The organism is Emcibacter sp. SYSU 3D8 (assembly GCF_039655875.1).
Classification (GTDB): Bacteria; Pseudomonadota; Alphaproteobacteria; order SMXS01; family SMXS01; genus RI-34.
The window spans coordinates 538,109-555,325 of record NZ_JBBYXK010000001.1 but is presented as its reverse complement, the minus strand read 5'-3'; the positions used below and the strand labels follow the sequence as shown (position 1 = coordinate 555,325).

The 17,217-nt window shown below is 65.9% G+C and carries 17 protein-coding genes; 8 read left to right on the top strand and 9 right to left on the bottom strand.

What is annotated here, in order from left to right:
- Positions 1 to 33 precede the first annotated feature (33 nt).
- On the bottom strand, positions 34 to 207 hold the full coding sequence (locus WJU21_RS02755) for a DUF1328 domain-containing protein (protein ID WP_346321844.1): 174 nt from the start codon (positions 205 to 207) through the stop codon (positions 34 to 36).
- 108 nt (positions 208 to 315) lie between these two features.
- Between WJU21_RS02755 and WJU21_RS02750 the strand changes: the two genes are divergently transcribed.
- Complete coding sequence (locus WJU21_RS02750) at positions 316 to 597, top strand: DUF427 domain-containing protein (protein WP_346321843.1); 282 nt, start codon at positions 316 to 318, stop codon at positions 595 to 597.
- Positions 598 to 609: 12 nt separating this feature from the next.
- Here the strand turns inward: WJU21_RS02750 and WJU21_RS02745 are convergent, their stop codons facing one another.
- From WJU21_RS02745 to WJU21_RS02735, 3 genes are read right to left on the bottom strand one after another with little or no spacing between them, the layout of a single operon-like run.
- On the bottom strand, positions 610 to 1,224 hold the full coding sequence (locus tag WJU21_RS02745; protein WP_346321842.1) for a TPM domain-containing protein: 615 nt from the start codon (positions 1,222 to 1,224) through the stop codon (positions 610 to 612).
- Between the two features lies 1 nt (position 1,225).
- A complete protein-coding gene (locus WJU21_RS02740) occupies positions 1,226 to 1,966 on the bottom strand; it encodes a TPM domain-containing protein (RefSeq protein ID WP_346322442.1) in 741 nt (246 codons plus the stop codon).
- Positions 1,967 to 1,968: 2 nt separating this feature from the next.
- Entirely contained in the window at positions 1,969 to 2,571 is a 603-nt protein-coding gene (locus tag WJU21_RS02735) for a LemA family protein (protein WP_346321841.1), read from the bottom strand.
- A gap of 165 nt (positions 2,572 to 2,736) precedes the next feature.
- Here WJU21_RS02735 and WJU21_RS02730 point away from each other — a divergent pair, with 165 nt between their 5' ends.
- On the top strand, positions 2,737 to 3,207 hold the full coding sequence (locus WJU21_RS02730) for a MaoC/PaaZ C-terminal domain-containing protein (protein WP_346321840.1): 471 nt from the start codon (positions 2,737 to 2,739) through the stop codon (positions 3,205 to 3,207).
- 7 nt (positions 3,208 to 3,214) lie between these two features.
- Here the strand turns inward: WJU21_RS02730 and WJU21_RS02725 are convergent, their stop codons facing one another.
- A complete protein-coding gene (locus WJU21_RS02725; protein ID WP_346321839.1) occupies positions 3,215 to 3,844 on the bottom strand; it encodes a murein L,D-transpeptidase catalytic domain family protein in 630 nt (209 codons plus the stop codon).
- Between the two features lie 159 nt (positions 3,845 to 4,003).
- Positions 4,004 to 4,381: a DUF1801 domain-containing protein gene (locus WJU21_RS02720; protein ID WP_346321838.1), complete on the bottom strand. Its 378-nt coding sequence runs from the start codon at positions 4,379 to 4,381 to the stop codon at positions 4,004 to 4,006.
- 106 nt (positions 4,382 to 4,487) lie between these two features.
- On the opposite strand from WJU21_RS02720, the gene WJU21_RS02715 reads away from it, so the two are divergent.
- Positions 4,488 to 4,907 carry a VOC family protein gene (locus WJU21_RS02715; RefSeq protein ID WP_346321837.1) on the top strand — a complete coding sequence of 140 codons (420 nt, stop codon included), beginning with the start codon at positions 4,488 to 4,490 and terminating at the stop codon, positions 4,905 to 4,907.
- Positions 4,908 to 4,931: 24 nt separating this feature from the next.
- On the opposite strand, the gene WJU21_RS02710 is transcribed toward WJU21_RS02715, so the two are convergent.
- The gene (locus tag WJU21_RS02710; protein WP_346321836.1) at positions 4,932 to 5,588 is read right to left on the bottom strand and encodes a DUF6629 family protein; all 657 of its coding nucleotides are present in this window, start codon (positions 5,586 to 5,588) and stop codon (positions 4,932 to 4,934) included.
- Between the two features lie 91 nt (positions 5,589 to 5,679).
- Complete coding sequence (locus tag WJU21_RS02705) at positions 5,680 to 7,302, bottom strand: GMC family oxidoreductase (protein ID WP_346321835.1); 1,623 nt, start codon at positions 7,300 to 7,302, stop codon at positions 5,680 to 5,682.
- A gap of 162 nt (positions 7,303 to 7,464) precedes the next feature.
- Here WJU21_RS02705 and WJU21_RS02700 point away from each other — a divergent pair, with 162 nt between their 5' ends.
- Complete coding sequence (locus WJU21_RS02700) at positions 7,465 to 9,588, top strand: molybdopterin-dependent oxidoreductase (protein ID WP_346321834.1); 2,124 nt, start codon at positions 7,465 to 7,467, stop codon at positions 9,586 to 9,588.
- Positions 9,589 to 9,717: 129 nt separating this feature from the next.
- Here the strand turns inward: WJU21_RS02700 and WJU21_RS02695 are convergent, their stop codons facing one another.
- Positions 9,718 to 10,194: a pyridoxamine 5'-phosphate oxidase family protein gene (locus WJU21_RS02695; protein WP_346321833.1), complete on the bottom strand. Its 477-nt coding sequence runs from the start codon at positions 10,192 to 10,194 to the stop codon at positions 9,718 to 9,720.
- Positions 10,195 to 10,667: 473 nt separating this feature from the next.
- On the opposite strand from WJU21_RS02695, the gene WJU21_RS02690 reads away from it, so the two are divergent.
- The 4 genes from WJU21_RS02690 to WJU21_RS02675 are packed head-to-tail and all read left to right on the top strand — an operon-like array spanning position 10,668 to position 17,158.
- Positions 10,668 to 13,052, top strand: coding sequence for a cytochrome c (locus WJU21_RS02690; protein ID WP_346321832.1), 2,385 nt, complete (start codon positions 10,668 to 10,670; stop codon positions 13,050 to 13,052).
- An 11-nt stretch (positions 13,053 to 13,063) separates the two neighbouring features.
- The gene (locus tag WJU21_RS02685; RefSeq protein WP_346321831.1) at positions 13,064 to 13,981 is read left to right on the top strand and encodes a hypothetical protein; all 918 of its coding nucleotides are present in this window, start codon (positions 13,064 to 13,066) and stop codon (positions 13,979 to 13,981) included.
- Between the two features lie 46 nt (positions 13,982 to 14,027).
- Complete coding sequence (locus tag WJU21_RS02680; protein ID WP_346321830.1) at positions 14,028 to 15,560, top strand: hypothetical protein; 1,533 nt, start codon at positions 14,028 to 14,030, stop codon at positions 15,558 to 15,560.
- Positions 15,557 to 17,158 (top strand): cytochrome c, encoded by a 1,602-nt coding sequence (locus WJU21_RS02675; RefSeq protein ID WP_346321829.1) that lies wholly within the window; start codon positions 15,557 to 15,559, stop codon positions 17,156 to 17,158. The genes WJU21_RS02680 and WJU21_RS02675 overlap by 4 nt, the downstream gene beginning before the upstream one ends.
- Positions 17,159 to 17,217 lie beyond the last annotated feature (59 nt).

The window sequence follows — 17,217 nt, the reverse complement described above, 5'->3', positions numbered from 1 at the left end:
GAACGCCCGGCGCCGGGCGGTCTGGCTATGCCGCTATGTTATCGCCTTGCCGATGAACAGGCCGATCAGCAGGAAGATGACGAAGATCGCCAGTGCCAGGAAGAACAGGAACTTGGCGATACCGGCCGCTGCGCCGGCGATGCCGGTGAAGCCGAGCAGGCCGGCGATGACCGCCACGACGGCGAAGATGAGAGCCCATTTTAGCATGCTGAAACCTCCGGGTTTGCTTGTTCCCTCAACGCCAGGTCGCGCCGGTTGGTTCCGCGACCGGCTTGATCTATCTCAGGGATAACACAGGCAGCAGGAGACACGCGCATGGCGCAGGCGGAATGGAACGGCGAGGTCATCGCCCGGTCGGACGATACGGTGATGGTCGAGGGCAACCATTATTTCCCCGAGGACGCGCTGCCCCGCGCGCTGCTCAAGCCCAGCGACACGACCAGCTTCTGTCCGTGGAAGGGCACCGCGCACTATTACACGCTGGTGGTCGACGGTCAGGAGAACAGGGATGCCGTCTGGTATTATCCCGATCCCATGCCAGCCGCGAAACACATCAAGGGCCGCGTGGCGTTCTGGAAGGGCGTCAAGGTTTCCTGACCATCGGGAAAATCAGATAAACGTCACCCGGTTCGGCAACTCGTCCGTGTCACCGGAAAGGATCGGGAAATCCTTTTCCAGCAATGCGGCGCAGCGCCCCACCGCGTCGATGTAGCCGTCGGCCAGCTTGCCCTCGCGCAGGCTGGCGGCGAATTTCTCCACCACCACGTTCCAGGCCTTTTCCGGGATCCGCTCGCCGATGGCGCGGTCGACCAGGATCTCGATGTGGTGCTCGGCCAGCGACACGAACAGCAGCACGCCGATACGATCGGCGGTGCGCCGCTGGACGACGGCGGCGAATTGCAGCCGCGCCAGCCTGGCGGCTGCCTCGCGCCGCAGCGAGGGCGGGGCCAGCAGCGGCCGCATACGCGGCAGGTGTAGCACCAGCCCGGCAACCACGAGCACCGCGACCTGCGTGCCGAACAGGTGCGTCGCGGGCAGGCCCGGTTCGATCAGTGACAGCGCGCCGCCCGCCAGCAGAGCCAGAAGGGCGGCCCACAGCGCAGGCCATGCCTCGTAGCCGTCGGCAACCTCCGCCAGCACCAGCGCGAATTCAGCGCTGGTGCGTGTCTCGGCGGCTGCCACGGCCGCTTCGATCCTTGCCTGTTCGCCAGTGCCCAGTTTCATCTCACCACCGTCCCGATGCGCCGCCGCCGCCGAACGAGCCGCCGCCTCCCGAGAATCCGCCTCCGCCGGAAAACCCGCCGCGACCGCCCCAGCCGCGCGATGTGGTGCCCCACACGCCCCGGCTGCCGCGCCGTCCGAAGATCGACCGGAAAATGACGAACAGGAAGAACGCGCCGAAATAAAGGAACGGCAGACCGCTGGAATCGCCGGACCGCGGCGCCGCGACCGGCCGGGCCGCCGCCGGTGCGCCCTGCCAGCCCAGCACAGTCAGCATGGCGGCGGCGCCGTTGACGATACCGGTCTCGTAGTCGCCCTGCTTGAACGACGGGATGATCTGCTGCTCGATGATCGCCCGGCTCATGGCGTCGGTCATCTCGCCTTCGAGGCCATAGCCGACCTCGAAGCGCACCTGCCGTTCATTGGGCGCGACCAGCAGGATAATGCCCGTATCCTTGTCCTTCTGGCCGATGCCCCATGCGCGGCCCAGGCCGACGCCGTATTCCTCGATCTCCAGCCCGTCCAGGCTTGTCACCGTGGCGACGACGGCCTGCTTGCCGGTCTCGGTCTCCAGCCCCTCCAGCCAGCCGGACAGCTGGCCTTCGGTTGCCGCCGACAGGATGTCCGCCTCGTCGACCACGCGGCCGGTGAGTGCCGGATAGTCCGGCGCGGCAGCCCATACCCCCGGCGCGAGGCAGAGCAGCGCCAGGACCAGCCCCGCCCGGACGCCGGCAGAGAACGGCATTGTCACTGGAAATTCACTTTTGGCGCCGACTGGGATTCGGCGGCAGCGGCGAAGGTCTCCTTTACCTTGGCGTCGGGATAGAAGATTCCGGCCACCCAGCGGCCCGGAATGGTGCGCAGCTCGGTATTGTACTTCTGCACCGTCAGGATGTAGTCGCGCCGCGCCACCGCGATGCGGTTCTCGGTGCCCTCGAGCTGGGATTGCAGCGCGAGGAAGCTCTGGTTGGCCTTCAGGTCGGGATAGCGCTCGACCACCACCATCAGCCGGGCGAGGGCGCTCGACAGTTCGGACTGGTTCTGCTGGAACTGCGCGAACGCCTCGGGATTTTCGGTGATGTTGGCGGGCAGGGTCATCTGTGTTGCCTTGGCGCGGGCCTCGACCACGGCGGTCAGCGTCTCCTGCTCGTGTTCGGCATAGCCCTTGACCGTCTCGACCAGATTGGGGATCAGGTCGGCGCGGCGCTGGTACTGGTTCTGCACCTGGCTCCAGGCGGCCTTCACCTCCTCGTCATAGGTCGGCACGTTGTTGATGCCGCAGGCCGACAGGCCCACCGCCAGCGCCATGGCCAGGAAAACCTTCTTGCCGGAAAGCAGTGCACGGATCATGGGTCGTTCCTCTCCAGGGGATGCGTCAGTGTAGCACGCCAGCGGCATGTAGTGATGACAAGCGCGGCGCACAAGCCGTGTCCCCGCGCTGCCCGCAATGACGGCTTGGTTTTGGATGCGGGGCTGGTTTAGTGTCCCGCCACATCGCAGCAGGGAGTGACGCACATGGACACCATCGGAATCGGCTTCTACTTCGAGGACATCCACGAAGGCTTCAAATTCCGCACACTGGGCCGTTCGGTGACGGAAGCCGACATCGCCAACTTCCTGGGCGCCACCGGCATCACCGAGGTGCTGTTCACCAACTTGGATTACCTGCAGAACCATACCGACTTTCCGGCGCGCCTCGTTCCCGGCGCCCAGGTGTTCGCCGTCGCCGAAGGGCTGGTGATGACCGCCTCGATCCAGGAAACCGGCGTCGCGTTCCTGGGGATGGACCTGAACATCGAAGGCCCGGTATTCGCCAACGATACATTGCATGTGGAGGTCGAGGTCATCGAGGCCCGCCGCACCAGCAAGCGCCCCGACCGCGCCCTGGTCCGTACCCGCAACACGGTGAAGAAGCAGGACGGCAAGACGGTGATGGTCTACACGCCCCTGCGGATGATGAAGTGCCGTACGGACGGCCAGGCTTAAGCCTGGATTACGCCCTGTCGGCGTAGATCATGCGGCCCTGGCCGAGGCGCTCGAGGACCGTGTGCAGCTTGTCCTGCTCGAATGCGAAGCAACCCTGGCTGCGGCCCAGCACGCCGTGGTCGCGGACCATGTCGCGGCTGACATACCAGGCGCCGTGAACGACGATGGCCCGGTCATAGGCGTTGTTGTTGCTGGAATCGAGGCCGTGAAGACGCATGGAGCGGCCATGTCGGCCGGTGTAGTAGTCACCGGTCCTGTAGGCGCCCGACGAGGTGGCTTCCGAGCCGACCTTGTTGGAAAAGCGCTTCAGCCAGCCGGTGTGCTTGGGATCCGAGCCCTTGCCGTGGGCGACCAGGAACGAGCTGACGTTGCCGTCGCCCACATTCACCACGTGGAACCGCGGCGCGCGCGAGGCGACCGAGAAATCGGCGATGGCGATGACGTCGCGGTTGGGAATCCGGGACTGGTGCTGTTCCAGTGCGTCGAGCGCGCGGCGCAGCATGGCCGGATCGAGACTGCCGGTGCCGGGGAACTTTTCCGTCCGTCGCTTGTTGATGGCAAGAGCGGGACCCGCGATGACCGCGGTGGAAAGGGTTGCGATGCCTGCGCCCAGAAGGGCGCGCCGTGACAAATCCAAGCTTGTGTCCTCCGCACGACCGTGGCGCGCTAGTTGTACCTGCTAGTTTGCGGGATCGGCGGAAGCCGTTCACCTGTTGCAATCACCCCCTTGTATACACGCCGATCGCCAAAATGGCACCGCCCAAAAATGTCGGGGCGGCGACGCGTGCCGGTATGACTAGGTATTTTTCGTCTTCCGTTCCGCGTCGAGCAGGGCGATTTCCGCCAGCCGCTCGGCGATGATCCGGCGCACCAGCGCCTGGGGCAGCGGCCGGTCGGGCGTGAACCGGATCGTGCCTTTCGACGTGCGCCAGCCCTGAAGTTCCGCCGCCAGCCTGTCGAACACTCGGCTGCTCATGCCGAACAGCGAGCAATGGTGCGTGAACGCGGCGAACGACACCAGCGGCCGGCCGAGCTTGTAACTGGGCATGCCGTAACTGATGTGCTCGGTGGCGTCAGGCACGGCGGCCCGGATCACCGTGCGCAGCGACTGCAATGCCGAGCGCGCGGGCTCGGGCACGGCGGCGAGGTAGTCGTCGACTGAGGCGAACTCCATGGTGGCTCTCCACGCGCTACTTCCGGCAGGATAGGAGTGCGCGGCGCTTCGCGCCATGGCCGCGTAATCGGCGCACAGGGCGCCGATGGCAGCAGGGACGGCACAGATGCAGCACCAGATTTCCGTCATCACTCTGGGGGTCGCCGACCTGGCGCGCTCGCGGCGCTTCTATGGGGACGGTTTCGGTTGGACGCCGGTGTTCGAGAACCCGGAAATCGTCTTCTATCAGATGAATGGGCTGATGCTCGGCACCTGGCTGGCCGGCGCGCTGGCCGATGATCTGGGCCGGCCGGTTGCGGCGGCGCCGGGCCTCGTGTCGCTGGCGCACAACGTGCCCGCGCAGACGGACGTAGCGCCGGTCATCGAGCGGCTGTGCGCCTCGGGCGGGACGCTGGTGATGGCACCGTCCGCGCCGCCCCATGGCGGTTTCCGCGGCTACGTGGCCGACCCGGACGGCCATGCCTGGGAAATCGCCTGGAATCCTGACTGGCCGATCAGCCCGGAAGGTCATGTCCGATTTGGATAGGGCAGGGCACGGCACGGCGGGCGGTCACGCGCCGGCCAGCCGCTGCCGACCCCGGCGGGCGTGTTCGAAGTGGGCCAGCAGCACCACGCTGCCGACGGCCGCGAAGAAGCACCAGACCGAGACATAGAATTCCCAGTAGAACACATAGGCGGTAAAGGAGCCGACCAGCAGGATCGCGCCCAGCGCCGAAACCGCGCGGCGCGACGACAGCAGGAACGGCAAGCCGGTCGCCGCCAGATAGGCCAGGCCTATCCATTCGCTCGAGCGGTGATCGGTCAGGTACATGATATGGCCGTCCTGGATCATGGCGCCGTGCGTGCGGGTCAATATCGACCAGAGCAGATAGGCCGACACGCAGATACCGACGGCGGCGCAGCCCAGCATCATCTGCCGCCGTTTCCTGTCGGTCTCGAGCAGCAGCGCCGCGATCGGCGCGAATACCGGCCAGAACGGTTCCGCGAAGAGCAGGAATGCCAGGGGCAGCATGGTCGCCGCGGCACCGTCGCCGCCATGGGGCAGCGTCAGCCACAGCGCCCCTTCAATTGCTTGCTGGACGGCGAACACGCATGGCATGGCGGCCACCGGGAACTCGCTTTTCCGGGTTGCGCGGGTCATGGTGATCACGCCGACCATGCCCGTGAAACCGGCGGCAACGAAACTGGCCGTGGCCGAAAAGCACATGGGCCTACCTTTGCTTCGCCTTCCACGCTGCACCTGCGGGAAGGTCGAGTCCAGCGCTGCGGTATCGTCCGGCAGGCTGCGGCGCGTCCGATCAGGTAGCGTGCCCCGCCTTGAGGTGATCGGCGAGGCGGATCGACAGGGCCACGATGGTCAACGTCGGATTTGCCCAGCCGCCGCTGGGAAACACCGAGGATCCGGCGACGTAAAGATTGCCGACGCCGTGCACCCGCGAATTCGCGTCGACCACGCCGGCCCTTGGCGAGTGGCTCATGCGTGTCGTGCCCATATGGTGACTGGACGCGCCGGTGCCTTTCATGATGTCGCCGCCCTCGGCCTCGGGTTCCCAGATCAGCCGGCCCATGCCCGAGCGGGCGATCATGTCGGCCAGCACGGCATGAGCGCGGGTAACCCCGTCGCGGTCCAGGCTGGAAAGCCGCCAGTCGAGCGCGGCCAGCGGTTCGCCGAGCGCGTCGCGCCGCGCCGACAAGGTCACCCGGCTGGAGGGATTGGGAATCTGCTCCACGTGGTTGCACAGATGGAAGCACCAGGGCGCGCCGCGCTGGCCGGCGGCCAGCCGTGCAAGACCGGCCGGATGACGCGCCACCTCGGCGGCGGCGGCGGCGATGGTGTCGCGGCCATGGCTGCCGGGGCGCAGCAGCACACTCCTCACCGCCCATCCCAGCAGCGGCCTGAGGAACAGTTCGGCACGGAACTGCGGAATGCGCAGCCGCCTTGCCAGGTCGTCGGTCGCCGCCACATGGAAGCGGACCTCGTGATCCCCGAACGGCACCTGCTGCCAGTAATGCGGATAATCCGCGTGCAGGTCGTAGGGACGGCTCGGCGCCAGGATGCCCCTGAACCAGCCCAGATGATCCATGAAGTAGCGACCGACCACGTCGTGTGCATTCCCGATTCCGGCAGGGAGTTGCTCGTTCGACGCCAGCAGCAGCCGGGCGTTCTCGATGCCGCCGGCGGCCAGTACCACGGTCGCGGCGTGGATCGTACGCATGCGCCCCCCGGCGACCTTCACGGTCACGCCTGCAACGCGGTCCAGCGTGTCGCCGAGTACCAGCCTCGTTGCCGTGCCGTTGACCAGAATGGCCATATTGGGTGCGGCAGCCAGCCTTGCCGCGTGGGCCTTGCCGAAATCCAACGCGTTGTAGTGGGACACCACATTTTCGAAGCCGCTGTCCATCGGGAGCAGCTTTGCCCCCATATCCCGCGCTACGGCGACGGCGTCGAAATCTGCGTCTGGCAGCCCCACTGTCTCCAGAGCCCGCGGGTAATAGCGGCTCAATTCGTCGTGGGAGACCGGCCAGGCGCTGCCGGGAATCCAGTCGCGCTCGCCCATCTCCAGCGGCGACAGTTTCACGCAATGGCCGCCCCAGAGGCCAGACGTGCCGCCCAGGCGAAAGGCGCGTGACGTGCCCAATGTGGTGTACGGACGGCCGATAACATCGATCGGCCCGCGCAGGGCATCGCCCGAGTCATCCTGCCCGCCGCTGTTCAGCAGGCAGACGCGTCGGCCGGTGCCCTCCAGTTCGAGCGCCAGGGTCATGCCGGCCGGGCCGGCGCCAATGATGCAGATGTCGGCGTCGATTACGTCGCCTGCCGCATCCGACCGCATGTCGATGATGCCATTGATCATGTTTCCCCCGCGCCATGCGGCCAATCCCAGCATATAGCGCACGGCGTCATGGGGTTGAACTCTCATATTGATCTGTTTGCATCGATCGCAGGCGCCGCATCGCCGCGCGGGTTTTGCAACCCCATTCTTGCCGCGCACCCATGTTTGCGCCGCTCCGACAGCGCTTCCCACCGGTCAACCGTGACGGTAAGGTCGAGGGCGGAGTGCGCGGCCAACCGGGAAAAGGTCATGACCATCCAGCACAAGCGGACGTTCTGCCGGGTCTGCGAGCCGTCCTGCGGCATGATCGCGACCGTCGAGGACGGCAGGCTTACCGCGCTGCAGCCTGACCGGGATCATCCTGTCACCAAGGGGTTCGTCTGCCACAAGGGCATCTACGGCCTCGATATCCACAACGATCCCGACCGCCTGAACGTGCCGCTGCGGCGGGTCGGGCCGGGACAGTTCGAGGAAATCTCGTGGGACGCCGCGCTGGACGGCATCGCCGCCGCTCTGGCGAAGATCATCGCGCGCGACGGCGCTCGTGCCGTCGCCGGATATCGCGGCAATCCGTCGGCGTTCAACGCCCTGTTCGGGCCGGCCTGGGGCGGCTTCATGTCGAGCCTGGGCGATGTGCGCATGTTCAGCTCGGGCACCCAGGATGCGGCCAACAAGCCGGCCGGCGCCGAGGCCAGCTTCGGGAGCCGCACGGTTCATACCATTCCGGATATCGAGCACACCGATTTCCTGCTGATCTTTGGCGAGAACCCGGCGGTCAGCCACATGACCTATATGTCGATCGCCGATCCGGTCGGCGTGTTGCGCGAGGCCGAGGCGCGCGGCGCGCGGATCGTCTACGTCAACCCGCGCACGATCGAGACGGCCCGCTTTGCCGGCAAGGTGCAGCACATCCGTCCCGATACCGATGCCTATCTGATGGCGGCCATGCTGCACGAGATCGATCGCACCACCGGCTTCGACGCCGACGCGGTGGCTCGCCACGGCCGCAATGTCGATGCGCTGCGTTCCTTTGTGGCGGCCTACCCGGCCGAGCGTGTCGCCGGCATCACCGGCATCGATGCCCAGACCATCCGCGCGCTGGCGCGGGACTACGCGGCGGCGCCGCGCGCCGGCATCCACATCGCCACCGGCGTCAATATGGGCCGCCAGGGTACGCAGGCCTACTGGCTGATGAACATGCTGGCCTTCGTCACCGGCAATCTGGGGCGCCGGGGCGGCAACATCTTCTCGCCGGGCTTTTACACCCGCAGCGCCTCGGCCGGCCGGGGCAGCACCGACGAGGCCGACTATCTGGAAACGCCCTTTGGCACGGTCCGCAAGCCCGGTGGCGTGGGCATCACCTTGCCCGGCGTATTGATGGCCGACATGATCCTCGACAAGGCCGATCCGATCCGGGCGATGTTCATCAATGCCGGCAATCCGGTGTTGTCGGTGGGCGGCGAGGCGCACACCCGCGAGGCTCTGGAATCGCTCGAGCTGCTGGTCTGCGTCGACATCTATCGCAGCCCGACGGCCGAGTTGGCGCATTACGTACTGCCCGCCGCCGGCGCGTTCGAGCGCGAGGACGTCAACGCGCTGGGGATCGGGCTGCAGCATCAGCCCTTCGTGCAATACACCGACGCGGTCGTCGAGCCGGCCTTCGAGCGCAAGCCGGAATGGTGGATCTATGGTCAGCTGGCCCGGCGCATGGGCCTGCCGTCGCTGTTTGACGATGGCGGCAGCCCCGATCTCTGGGGGCGGATGAACGCCATGCTGCGCTCCAGCGGCTACAGCATGGATCAGTTGAGGCGTGATGAGATCATCGTCCTGGAACCATCCGATCCTGAAGCATTTTTCGAAACCGTGATCCAGACCGAGGACAAGAGGGTCGACTGCCTTCCTCCGGTGCTTGCGGAGGCCCGCGACCGGATGGCGGCGATCTTTGAGGAACTTGAGGCCGAACCGGCAGGCCAGCTCAAGCTGATCACCCGCCGCGACGGCTACATGATGAACACGTGGTACGCCAATCTGCCAAAGATGAAGCGCAAGGGCAGGGACCGAAACTTCCTGCTGATGCACCCGGACGATGCCCATTCCCGGCAACTCCGCGACGGCATCACGGTCAAGGTCCGCTCGCCCTGGGGCGAACGCGAGATCGAGCTGAAGGTCGACGCCGACATGATGCCGGGCGTGGTGGCCATCAACCACGGCTGGGGCCACACCACGGCCGCAGGCATGCGGGTCGCCCGCGCCACGGCCGGGGTCAACGCCAACGCGCTGTTGCCATCCGGGCCGGGCGCGTACGAACCGGTTTCCAACCAGGCACATATGACCGGTATTTCCGTTGAGGTAATGCCGGTGCGCCTGATTTGAAGATCGCCTGAGCGCATCCAGCAATATCGCTCCAAGCGTACCCTATAAGGAAATCGGTCTCGCGCGGCGTTCGCAAGCGGAAGACAGTCTTGGACCAATGACGCGAACCGATGGCCTCCAGGAGTTATCCTACATCTGGATTTTCTTACGTTCAGTCAGGTCCGGTTTGCGATCCTTTGCGCGCGCCTTGGCCATTTCCCACATGGTCTTGATGGTGCTGCTGGTGCCGTCCCAAAACTCGGCGTAGGACGGCGACACTGTTACCGCAACCACGCTCGCGTTCTCGGGCCCTCCCACAAACCAGGCGTCGGCTGCCTTGTTCCAGAGTTGCTTGATCAAACCGCGATCTTGGCTGATCGTCGCCGTCCCCGAGATCGAGATGAAATTGCGGTCGGTCGGCGCGATGAAGGCGAGGAGAACATCCTGGTCCTGCTGGAGCTGCACGGCCATGGGGGCGGCATTCTCGACCAGGAAGCGAATAACGCCAGCTTCCTTGTCGACCCTCGGGGCCATGGGCCGGGAGCGCATGGTCTCGCCGTCATGTGTCGTCGCCATACAGAACTCAAAGTCGTCCAGCAGGTCCCAAAGTTCTTGATGATCCGACATCGTCAACTCCTCATGCATCCGGGGAATGTGGAACTGCTCAACGGCTATTTGGTTCCGCTTCGCAGCGCTTCGGCGGCTCCTGCGTGAAACCCGACCACCGTTGACGGCCGGCCGGCGCAGCGTTGAGGTCGCGAGTCCATGTCCAGATCGTGGTAGGCGGCTTTTCTGGGATGAGGCGAAGAACGCGCTGCTCAAGCAAGCCGACCTGTCGCTGCCGTGTACTTGATGGAAGGCGGGGCTGTAGCGGCGGCTGTCCACATCACTGTTTTCGTTGCAGGAAACGTGTTAAGTTCTGACCTTGCAGCGTGACGGGCAGTTTTTTCCGGCCGCGCCGCCAGGATCGGTATCTCCGGGGGGAGAGCAGGCCGGTCTTCAGCCTGGAGGCCAACATCGTTGAAGTGCCGCTCGCGAGGGGATGGGCAATGCAGTGGTGTCGGTTTCGGTTGGTCGCGGCTCTGGCTGCCGCATGCGTGATGTGCACATTATTCTGGGGCGAGGCGCGGGCGCAGAGCATGCTCAGCGGCGACTATGTCGCCACCAACGCACCCTATACGGAAAGCGAGCGCGCCGGTCGCGAGGTCTGGTTCTTCGCCACCGCGTTCAATGACCGCTTTTTCACCTATGCCTATCCGCAGCGTCTGGGCGCCGCCATCGACTGGTACAAGGTGCTGGCGGCCGAGCACCGCGACCAGCTGTTCCAGGGCTGGGGCGCCATTCCCGACCCTGACTGCTGCATTCCCGGCCAGCCCAGTTGCCCGGCGAAGAGCCTGGATCAGACCTACGGCTTCCCCTATTGCCCGGGTGACGCCGACCTGCTGCGCCATGTGGGCAAGCAGGGATACAAGGATCCCGCCTGCCTGTTCCAGGATGGTCCCTACAACAAGTCGACACCCCACGGCGCCGTGGATCAGCGCCAGAGCGCCTGCGACCTGCGGTTCGGCACATCGACCGGCGCGCTGGGATTTCGCAAGTTCCCCAACCCGCGCTTCGACGCGGAGAAATGGAAGGCGCTGAACGGTTCGCTGGCGTCGTGGGACGGCTACCGGAAATTCCTGTCCAACGATCCCGCCAAGGCCGACAGCCGCATGAACCGGCTGTTCGACGGCTCCATCGAGCCGCCGTTCCGCATCGGCATGGCCTGCGGCGCCTGCCATATCAGCTACAAGCCCGACAATCCGCCCGCCGATCCGAACCATCCGCAATGGGAGAACATCGACGGCCTGGTCGGCAACCAGTACAGCCGCGTCTCCCAGATGCTCGCCTCGGGCATGGCAAAGCACCGGCTGGAATGGCAGCTCATCGGCTGGGCACGCCCGGGCACGGTCGATACCTCGGCATTGCCCATGGATACGGCAGCCAATCCGGGCACCATGAACGCCATCATCAATTTCATGAAGCGGCCCTTGCATCAGCACGACGTGCTGAAATGGCGCAAGGCCTCGGCCTGCGCCGAGGGCGCCGATCCGGCAGCCTGCTGGTGCGAGCCGGGCAAGCCGGGCAAGTGCTGGGAACGATCGCAGAAGACCGAGATGGTCGCGAACATCCTGAAAGGCGGCGAAGATTCCATCGGTTACGAGGAAGCCATTCAGCGGGTCTTTTTCAACATCGGCTCGTGTTCGGAGCAGTGCTGGCTGAATCATATTCCTGACCTGCGCGCCGTCGATCCGGCCCAGCGCAATTACGGCCAGACGCCGTTCGACATCGGCCAGTGCCGCCGCGATTGCGCCAGCTTCCGCGCCATCGAGGACCGGCTCGGCGACGTGGTGGCGTTCTTCCTCACCGCGCGGCCGACCGATCTCTACAAGGCGCGCGGCATGGCGAGCGAGCGCGATCTGGAAGTGGCGCTGGAGCGTGAATTCGGCGCGGGCGCCGTCGCGCAGGGCAGAAGGGTGTTCGCACAGGGCTGCGCCCGTTGCCACTCCAGCCAGAAGGGGCCCTACGACAACGTGGATTTCCGCGCCGTCGATCCGGCCGACCCCACCTTGCGCGTCGACTGGCTGGGCAATGACGAGGCGACCTTGGCCACCGAGGTGGGCACCTACGATGCCCGCGCGCTCCACGCCAACCACATGCCCAGCCGGGTCTGGGCGCAATATGCCTCGAACACGCTGCATCAGCGGCCCGCCGATCCGAACCTGAAGGAGCTGCTGAAGGGGAGCGGGCGCGGTTATTACCGGAATATTTCCCTGCTCAGCGTCTGGGCGCATGCGCCGTTCATGCATAACAACGCCGTTGGGCCTGAAATCTGCGGCAAGCCGACCGATCCGGACTATGACCTGTATTACTCACCCTATGTGGATGATGCCGGCCAACCGCTTGCCGATCCGCCGCCCTGCTGGCCGTTCGACCCGTCTGTCGAGGGCCGCTACAAGCTCTACAAGGCGTCCATGGAGGAACTGCTCAATCCGGCATCGCGGGTGCCGAAGATGTTTCTGGTGCAGGACGACATCATCATCGACGTGGCGCCCGAGCTGAAGATCGGCGACATCACCACCGGCCTGACTCTGAAGATACCCCGGGGATTTCCCGCAGTGGCGCTGAACAGCCTGCGCTACAAGGACCTGATGCATGACATGGTGCTGCTCGAGCGCCATCAGGACGAGCTGGACGCCAAATACAAGGATGTGCTCACGCCTGCCCAGTATGCCGACCTCAAGACCGGTCTCAATGACCTGCGTGAGCGTCTGCTGAAGGAACGGGAGGCGTTCGTCATGGATATCACCGGCGACCCCAACACGTTCGTGCAGCGCTACTATTCCAACGTGCTGGAGCGGATCGAGAACAAGGGCCATCGCTTTGGCGAGGACCTGTCACCCAACGACAAGAAGGCGCTGATCGCCTTCATGGCAACGCTGTAGGGATCCGGGCCATGAAAAGGATCGTCAACGCGGCCCTCGTGTTGTCTCTTGCCGCCACCGGCCTTGCGGCCTGCGACCGCAAGCCCGACATCCCGTTCGCACCGGTCGATTCGAGCCTGGTCGACCCGGACAACCCCACCAAGGTATTCTACGCCGACCTGGCACGGGTCGAGTACGAATACCCGCTGACGCGCGAGCAGCGCCTGGCGCTGACGCCCGAGAACCTGAAAAGCTTCACCCAGGAAGAGGTCGACCAGATCTATGGCCGCCTGACCGCCGGCCCGATACCGGACGGCGGTTTTGAGGGCGACCTGTTCTTCGCCCGCGGCGAGGACCTTACGACCAGGTTGGACGAGATCGTCGGCGGGATCGGCGGGCGCATTGCCGATGCCAAGATCAAGACGCTGGAAAAGGTCGGCCGCCATCTGTGGAAGGGCAAGATGTTCTACCGCGACGAGGGCGTGCTGCGGAACTTCATCGAGGATCCGAAGGCGCTCGACGTGCTGATCGATGATCCCGGCGCCATGATGACAACAGAGATCGACAGGCGCGGCTGGCTCGGCATGTTCGACAGCAAGTCCACCGTCTACCTGATGTTTCCGGCCAAGCTCTATTGCGGCCAGAGCCTGATGGATGGACGGCGCGAATCCATCATCGTCGACTACAATTATGGCGATGAGATCCCGTTTTATCAGGAGAGGCCGGACAGCCTGGCCGGCCGCAACGGCCTGAGGGTACGGGATGAGGTGCGAATGGTCCGCCCCGGCTTCTATCTGGGCCGCGCCTACATGAACCGCATCTTCCTGCTGAACTTCACCGTCTACAACGAGGCCCACGCCAGGGCGGGCGAGAAGGCCTTCCGTGACGGCGAGGCCATCGAGGAGGACTGCTGGGCCGGAGAACAGGTTGCGCAGGCCGGTCGGCGCTGACCGGCTGATGTGGGGGGCGGCGAGGGGGACGGAAGGAAGGTTGTCGATGGCTGCTGCGATCGCCACGTTCATGGCACTGCCTTCCGTCTCCCAGGCTGCGCCGCTGGCCCTGACCGATCCGGCGAGCCCGGGAGAGACACGGCCCGCCGCAGGCCAATCGCTGTTCGATGATTTATTCAGGGATGGCGATGGCTATGCTCTGCCCTATCCCTTCGAGCGGCTGACCGCCGCCATCGCCAAGCAGAATGGCGGCGTGCGGCCGCGTGCAGTGCTGATCCCGCTGGGCCGCTCGCTGCAGCGGCTATCGGCCGACCCGGACTATTTCGGCTCGCCACGTGTGGTCGTCGGCGTCGATGCGGCGGGGGCGCGAGCCGCACGGCACCTGAAAGACCGGCTGTTCATTGGCTACCAGCCGAAATCCACGTCCCTTGAAGTGATCAGCTACAACCAAGCGGCGGGCCGTTTCGAGTTCCAGGTGGTCAGCAACTACACGGACGCCCGCAAGCCGCTGGTCGAGTACGCCGACCGCGAGTTGTGCACCGGCTGCCATCAGGGACACGCGCCGATCTTTCCCATCGCCCAGTGGAACGAAACCAACGCCAATCCGGGTATCGCCGCGCGCATGACCGGGCTGGGCGCCGCGTTCCACGGTGTGCCGGTGAATCGTGGCATCGACGAGCCAGACGCTCTGGACCAGGCGGTGTTGCGCGCCAACCGCCTGATCCTGGCGCCTTTCGTGTGGCGGCAGCTCTGTGCCGCCGCGCCTGGCCTGAAGCCGCCGGACTGCCGCGCCGCGCTGCTGCTGGCCGCACTCCGCTGGCGGCTCGGCGGCTCGCGCGGACCATGGCGGACAGCGGAGGACGCGGTCCTGGCAGCCGCGCTTCATGCCGGTCTCCGCAAGCTGGCTCCCGATGGCGTCGCCATCGCCAGTCCCAGCCTGCCCGACCGTAACCCGCTGATCGAGCTGGATGCCGGCGTCAGGCCCATGGAAGCAGTGGAGCCGGAAGGCGTCTACGATCCGGCCCTGCCGCGCGCAGCCCACCTGCTGGTTGGCCCGGCCGACTCGGCGGCGGACCTGTTGGCGCTGGCGGTGGGAGCGATCGGCGAGACGATCCCGCCCGCGGTGATCGTCGCCATCGACGCGGCGCTGGCACGTCACGCGGGGGCCGCGACCAGCGTCGCCGCTGACTGTGCGGTCGAGCGTGTTGCCGGCGAAATCCGTTTCGAAAGCACCGATCCCGCGCTGGCGCTGTCCGGCTATGTATCGTCCAGCGGCGGCGGCGCGATTAGCCGGCTGGCGCTGCGGGGCCGCGCGCCGCTGGGCGGCCTGAAAGTGTCGGCCGGCCCCGGACGGGAATTGAGACTAGCGGAAAGCGCCCTCGGCTTGACCGCACGCCTCGCCACGGGCGAGCGATTGTCGCCGCTGCGCCTTGGTGATGGCAGGGCGGAGATCACCGTCATCGATGACGTGGCCGCGCTGCGAAGGGCGGTGGCGGCCATGGATCCTTCGATAATCGAGGCGGGTCCCCAGGGATTTGCGCCGATGCTTATGGGCGGACTGGCGAGGCCGGCACCATGAAAGCCTGGCTGTCCCGCGCCAGCGCCCGGATCGCCGCGTTCCTCCGCTGGCTGTGGCGTAACCGCTGGAAGCTGGTGCTCGGCGTGGTCCTGCTGGCCGTGCTGCTGGGGCTGTGGCTCTGGTGGCACCTGAGCCGTGACGAGCCGCAGACGTTCGACGACCCGGTGCAGCACTTCAAGTACGGCTCGACCGGGGGGGACAGGATCGCCGGTATTCCCATCGGCATCTGGAAGGGTCTGCCCAAGCTGTGCGCGCCCTATTTCGGCGGCGATACCTGGGAGGCGCTGGGCTTCAATTTCGAGCCGGGCATGGACCGGCCGGTCGGCACCAGCATGCGGCGGACCATCGGGCTCGACCGGGTGTTCCTGAACTGCGCCGCCTGCCACTCCGGTACCTGGCGGGCCGACCCGTCGGCCAATCGCACCCTGGTTGTCGGCATGCCGGCGAACCGGCTCGACCTGGCGCGGTTTGCGCGCGGCCTCGGTGCCTGTGCCGCCGACGAGCGGTTCAATCCGTGGCAAGTGGTGCAGGCCGCGGAAGATGCCGGCGCGCGCTATTCCCTGCTGGAGAAGTACCAGCTTTTCCTGGCCGTGCCGGCGATCAAGGAGTTCCTGATCCTGGCCCGGCACCGCTTCCGGTTCTTCGACCGCGAGCCGGAATCGGGCCGTGGCCGTTTCGACACGTTCAATCCGGCCAAGGCGCTGCTGAACTGGCCGCTGGAAATGCTGCCGGATGAGGAAATGATCGGCAATGTCGACTTCCCGTCCGTATGGCTGCAGGGCCAGCGCACCGACATGCGGCTGCACTGGGACGGCAACAACGATTCCGTCGAGGAACGCAACCGCAGCGCCTCGTTTGGCAGCGGCGGCGTGCCGACCACGCTCGACCGGAAGGCGGTGGAGCGCATTGCCGATTGGCTGCGCGAAAGGGCGGCGCCGCCCGCATACCCGTTTCCCATCGACAAGCAGCGGGCGGCGCGGGGCCAGCAGCTTTACACGATCTATTGCGCCGATTGCCACGGCGCGACGGGCCGGGATTTCTCGGGGGAGCAGGTCGGCAAGGTGGTGCCCATCGAACATATCCGCACCGATCCGTGCCGGCTCGACAATTACACCTACGCACTCGCCGTCGAACAGTCGAACCTGTACGCGGCCTATCCGGACGAGCGCTTCAGGCGGTTTCGCAAGACCCATGGCTACGCCAACATGCCGCTCGACGGCGTCTGGCTGCGCGCGCCCTATCTGCATAACGGCTCGGTGCCGACCATCCGCGACCTGCTGGAGCCCGCCCAGAGGCGTCCCGCGATGTTCTACCGGGGCAACGACGTGATCGACCGCCGGAAGCTGGGCTTCGTGTCCGACCTGCCGGCGCAGGGCAAGGAGCGGTTCTTCCGCTACGAAACCCGCTGCATCGACGACCCGGCCCGCAAGACGCCCTGCGCCAACGAGACGAACCCCGAGAACCTGCACGCGGCCAATAGCTGCGTCGCCGGTCCCTGGGCCGGCAACAGCAACCGGGGCCATGAGGGTCCGGAATATGGCACCGACCTGCCTTCTGACGACAAGGATGCGATCGTTGAGTACCTCAAGACCTTCTGAGGCCGCACGCAGACCCAGGAAATGGCGCCGCCGTGCCATCGGCGGCCTTGTTGTGTTGC

What these genes read in the sequence shown, in the direction of transcription:
- WJU21_RS02755 (WP_346321844.1), bottom strand. Translation starts at nt 207, where the DNA reads ATGCTAAAATGGGCTCTCATCTTCGCCGTCGTGGCGGTCATCGCCGGC.
- WJU21_RS02750 (WP_346321843.1), top strand. Translation starts at nt 316, where the DNA reads ATGGCGCAGGCGGAATGGAACGGCGAGGTCATCGCCCGGTCGGACGAT.
- WJU21_RS02745 (WP_346321842.1), bottom strand. Translation starts at nt 1,224, where the DNA reads ATGAAACTGGGCACTGGCGAACAGGCAAGGATCGAAGCGGCCGTGGCA.
- WJU21_RS02740 (WP_346322442.1), bottom strand. Translation starts at nt 1,966, where the DNA reads ATGCCGTTCTCTGCCGGCGTCCGGGCGGGGCTGGTCCTGGCGCTGCTC.
- WJU21_RS02735 (WP_346321841.1), bottom strand. Translation starts at nt 2,571, where the DNA reads ATGATCCGTGCACTGCTTTCCGGCAAGAAGGTTTTCCTGGCCATGGCG.
- WJU21_RS02730 (WP_346321840.1), top strand. Translation starts at nt 2,737, where the DNA reads ATGGACACCATCGGAATCGGCTTCTACTTCGAGGACATCCACGAAGGC.
- WJU21_RS02720 (WP_346321838.1), bottom strand. Translation starts at nt 4,381, where the DNA reads ATGGAGTTCGCCTCAGTCGACGACTACCTCGCCGCCGTGCCCGAGCCC.
- WJU21_RS02715 (WP_346321837.1), top strand. Translation starts at nt 4,488, where the DNA reads ATGCAGCACCAGATTTCCGTCATCACTCTGGGGGTCGCCGACCTGGCG.
- WJU21_RS02710 (WP_346321836.1), bottom strand. Translation starts at nt 5,588, where the DNA reads ATGTGCTTTTCGGCCACGGCCAGTTTCGTTGCCGCCGGTTTCACGGGC.
- WJU21_RS02705 (WP_346321835.1), bottom strand. Translation starts at nt 7,302, where the DNA reads ATGAGAGTTCAACCCCATGACGCCGTGCGCTATATGCTGGGATTGGCC.
- WJU21_RS02700 (WP_346321834.1), top strand. Translation starts at nt 7,465, where the DNA reads ATGACCATCCAGCACAAGCGGACGTTCTGCCGGGTCTGCGAGCCGTCC.
- WJU21_RS02695 (WP_346321833.1), bottom strand. Translation starts at nt 10,194, where the DNA reads ATGTCGGATCATCAAGAACTTTGGGACCTGCTGGACGACTTTGAGTTC.
- WJU21_RS02690 (WP_346321832.1), top strand. Translation starts at nt 10,668, where the DNA reads ATGTGCACATTATTCTGGGGCGAGGCGCGGGCGCAGAGCATGCTCAGC.
- WJU21_RS02685 (WP_346321831.1), top strand. Translation starts at nt 13,064, where the DNA reads ATGAAAAGGATCGTCAACGCGGCCCTCGTGTTGTCTCTTGCCGCCACC.
- WJU21_RS02680 (WP_346321830.1), top strand. Translation starts at nt 14,028, where the DNA reads ATGGCTGCTGCGATCGCCACGTTCATGGCACTGCCTTCCGTCTCCCAG.
- WJU21_RS02675 (WP_346321829.1), top strand. Translation starts at nt 15,557, where the DNA reads ATGAAAGCCTGGCTGTCCCGCGCCAGCGCCCGGATCGCCGCGTTCCTC.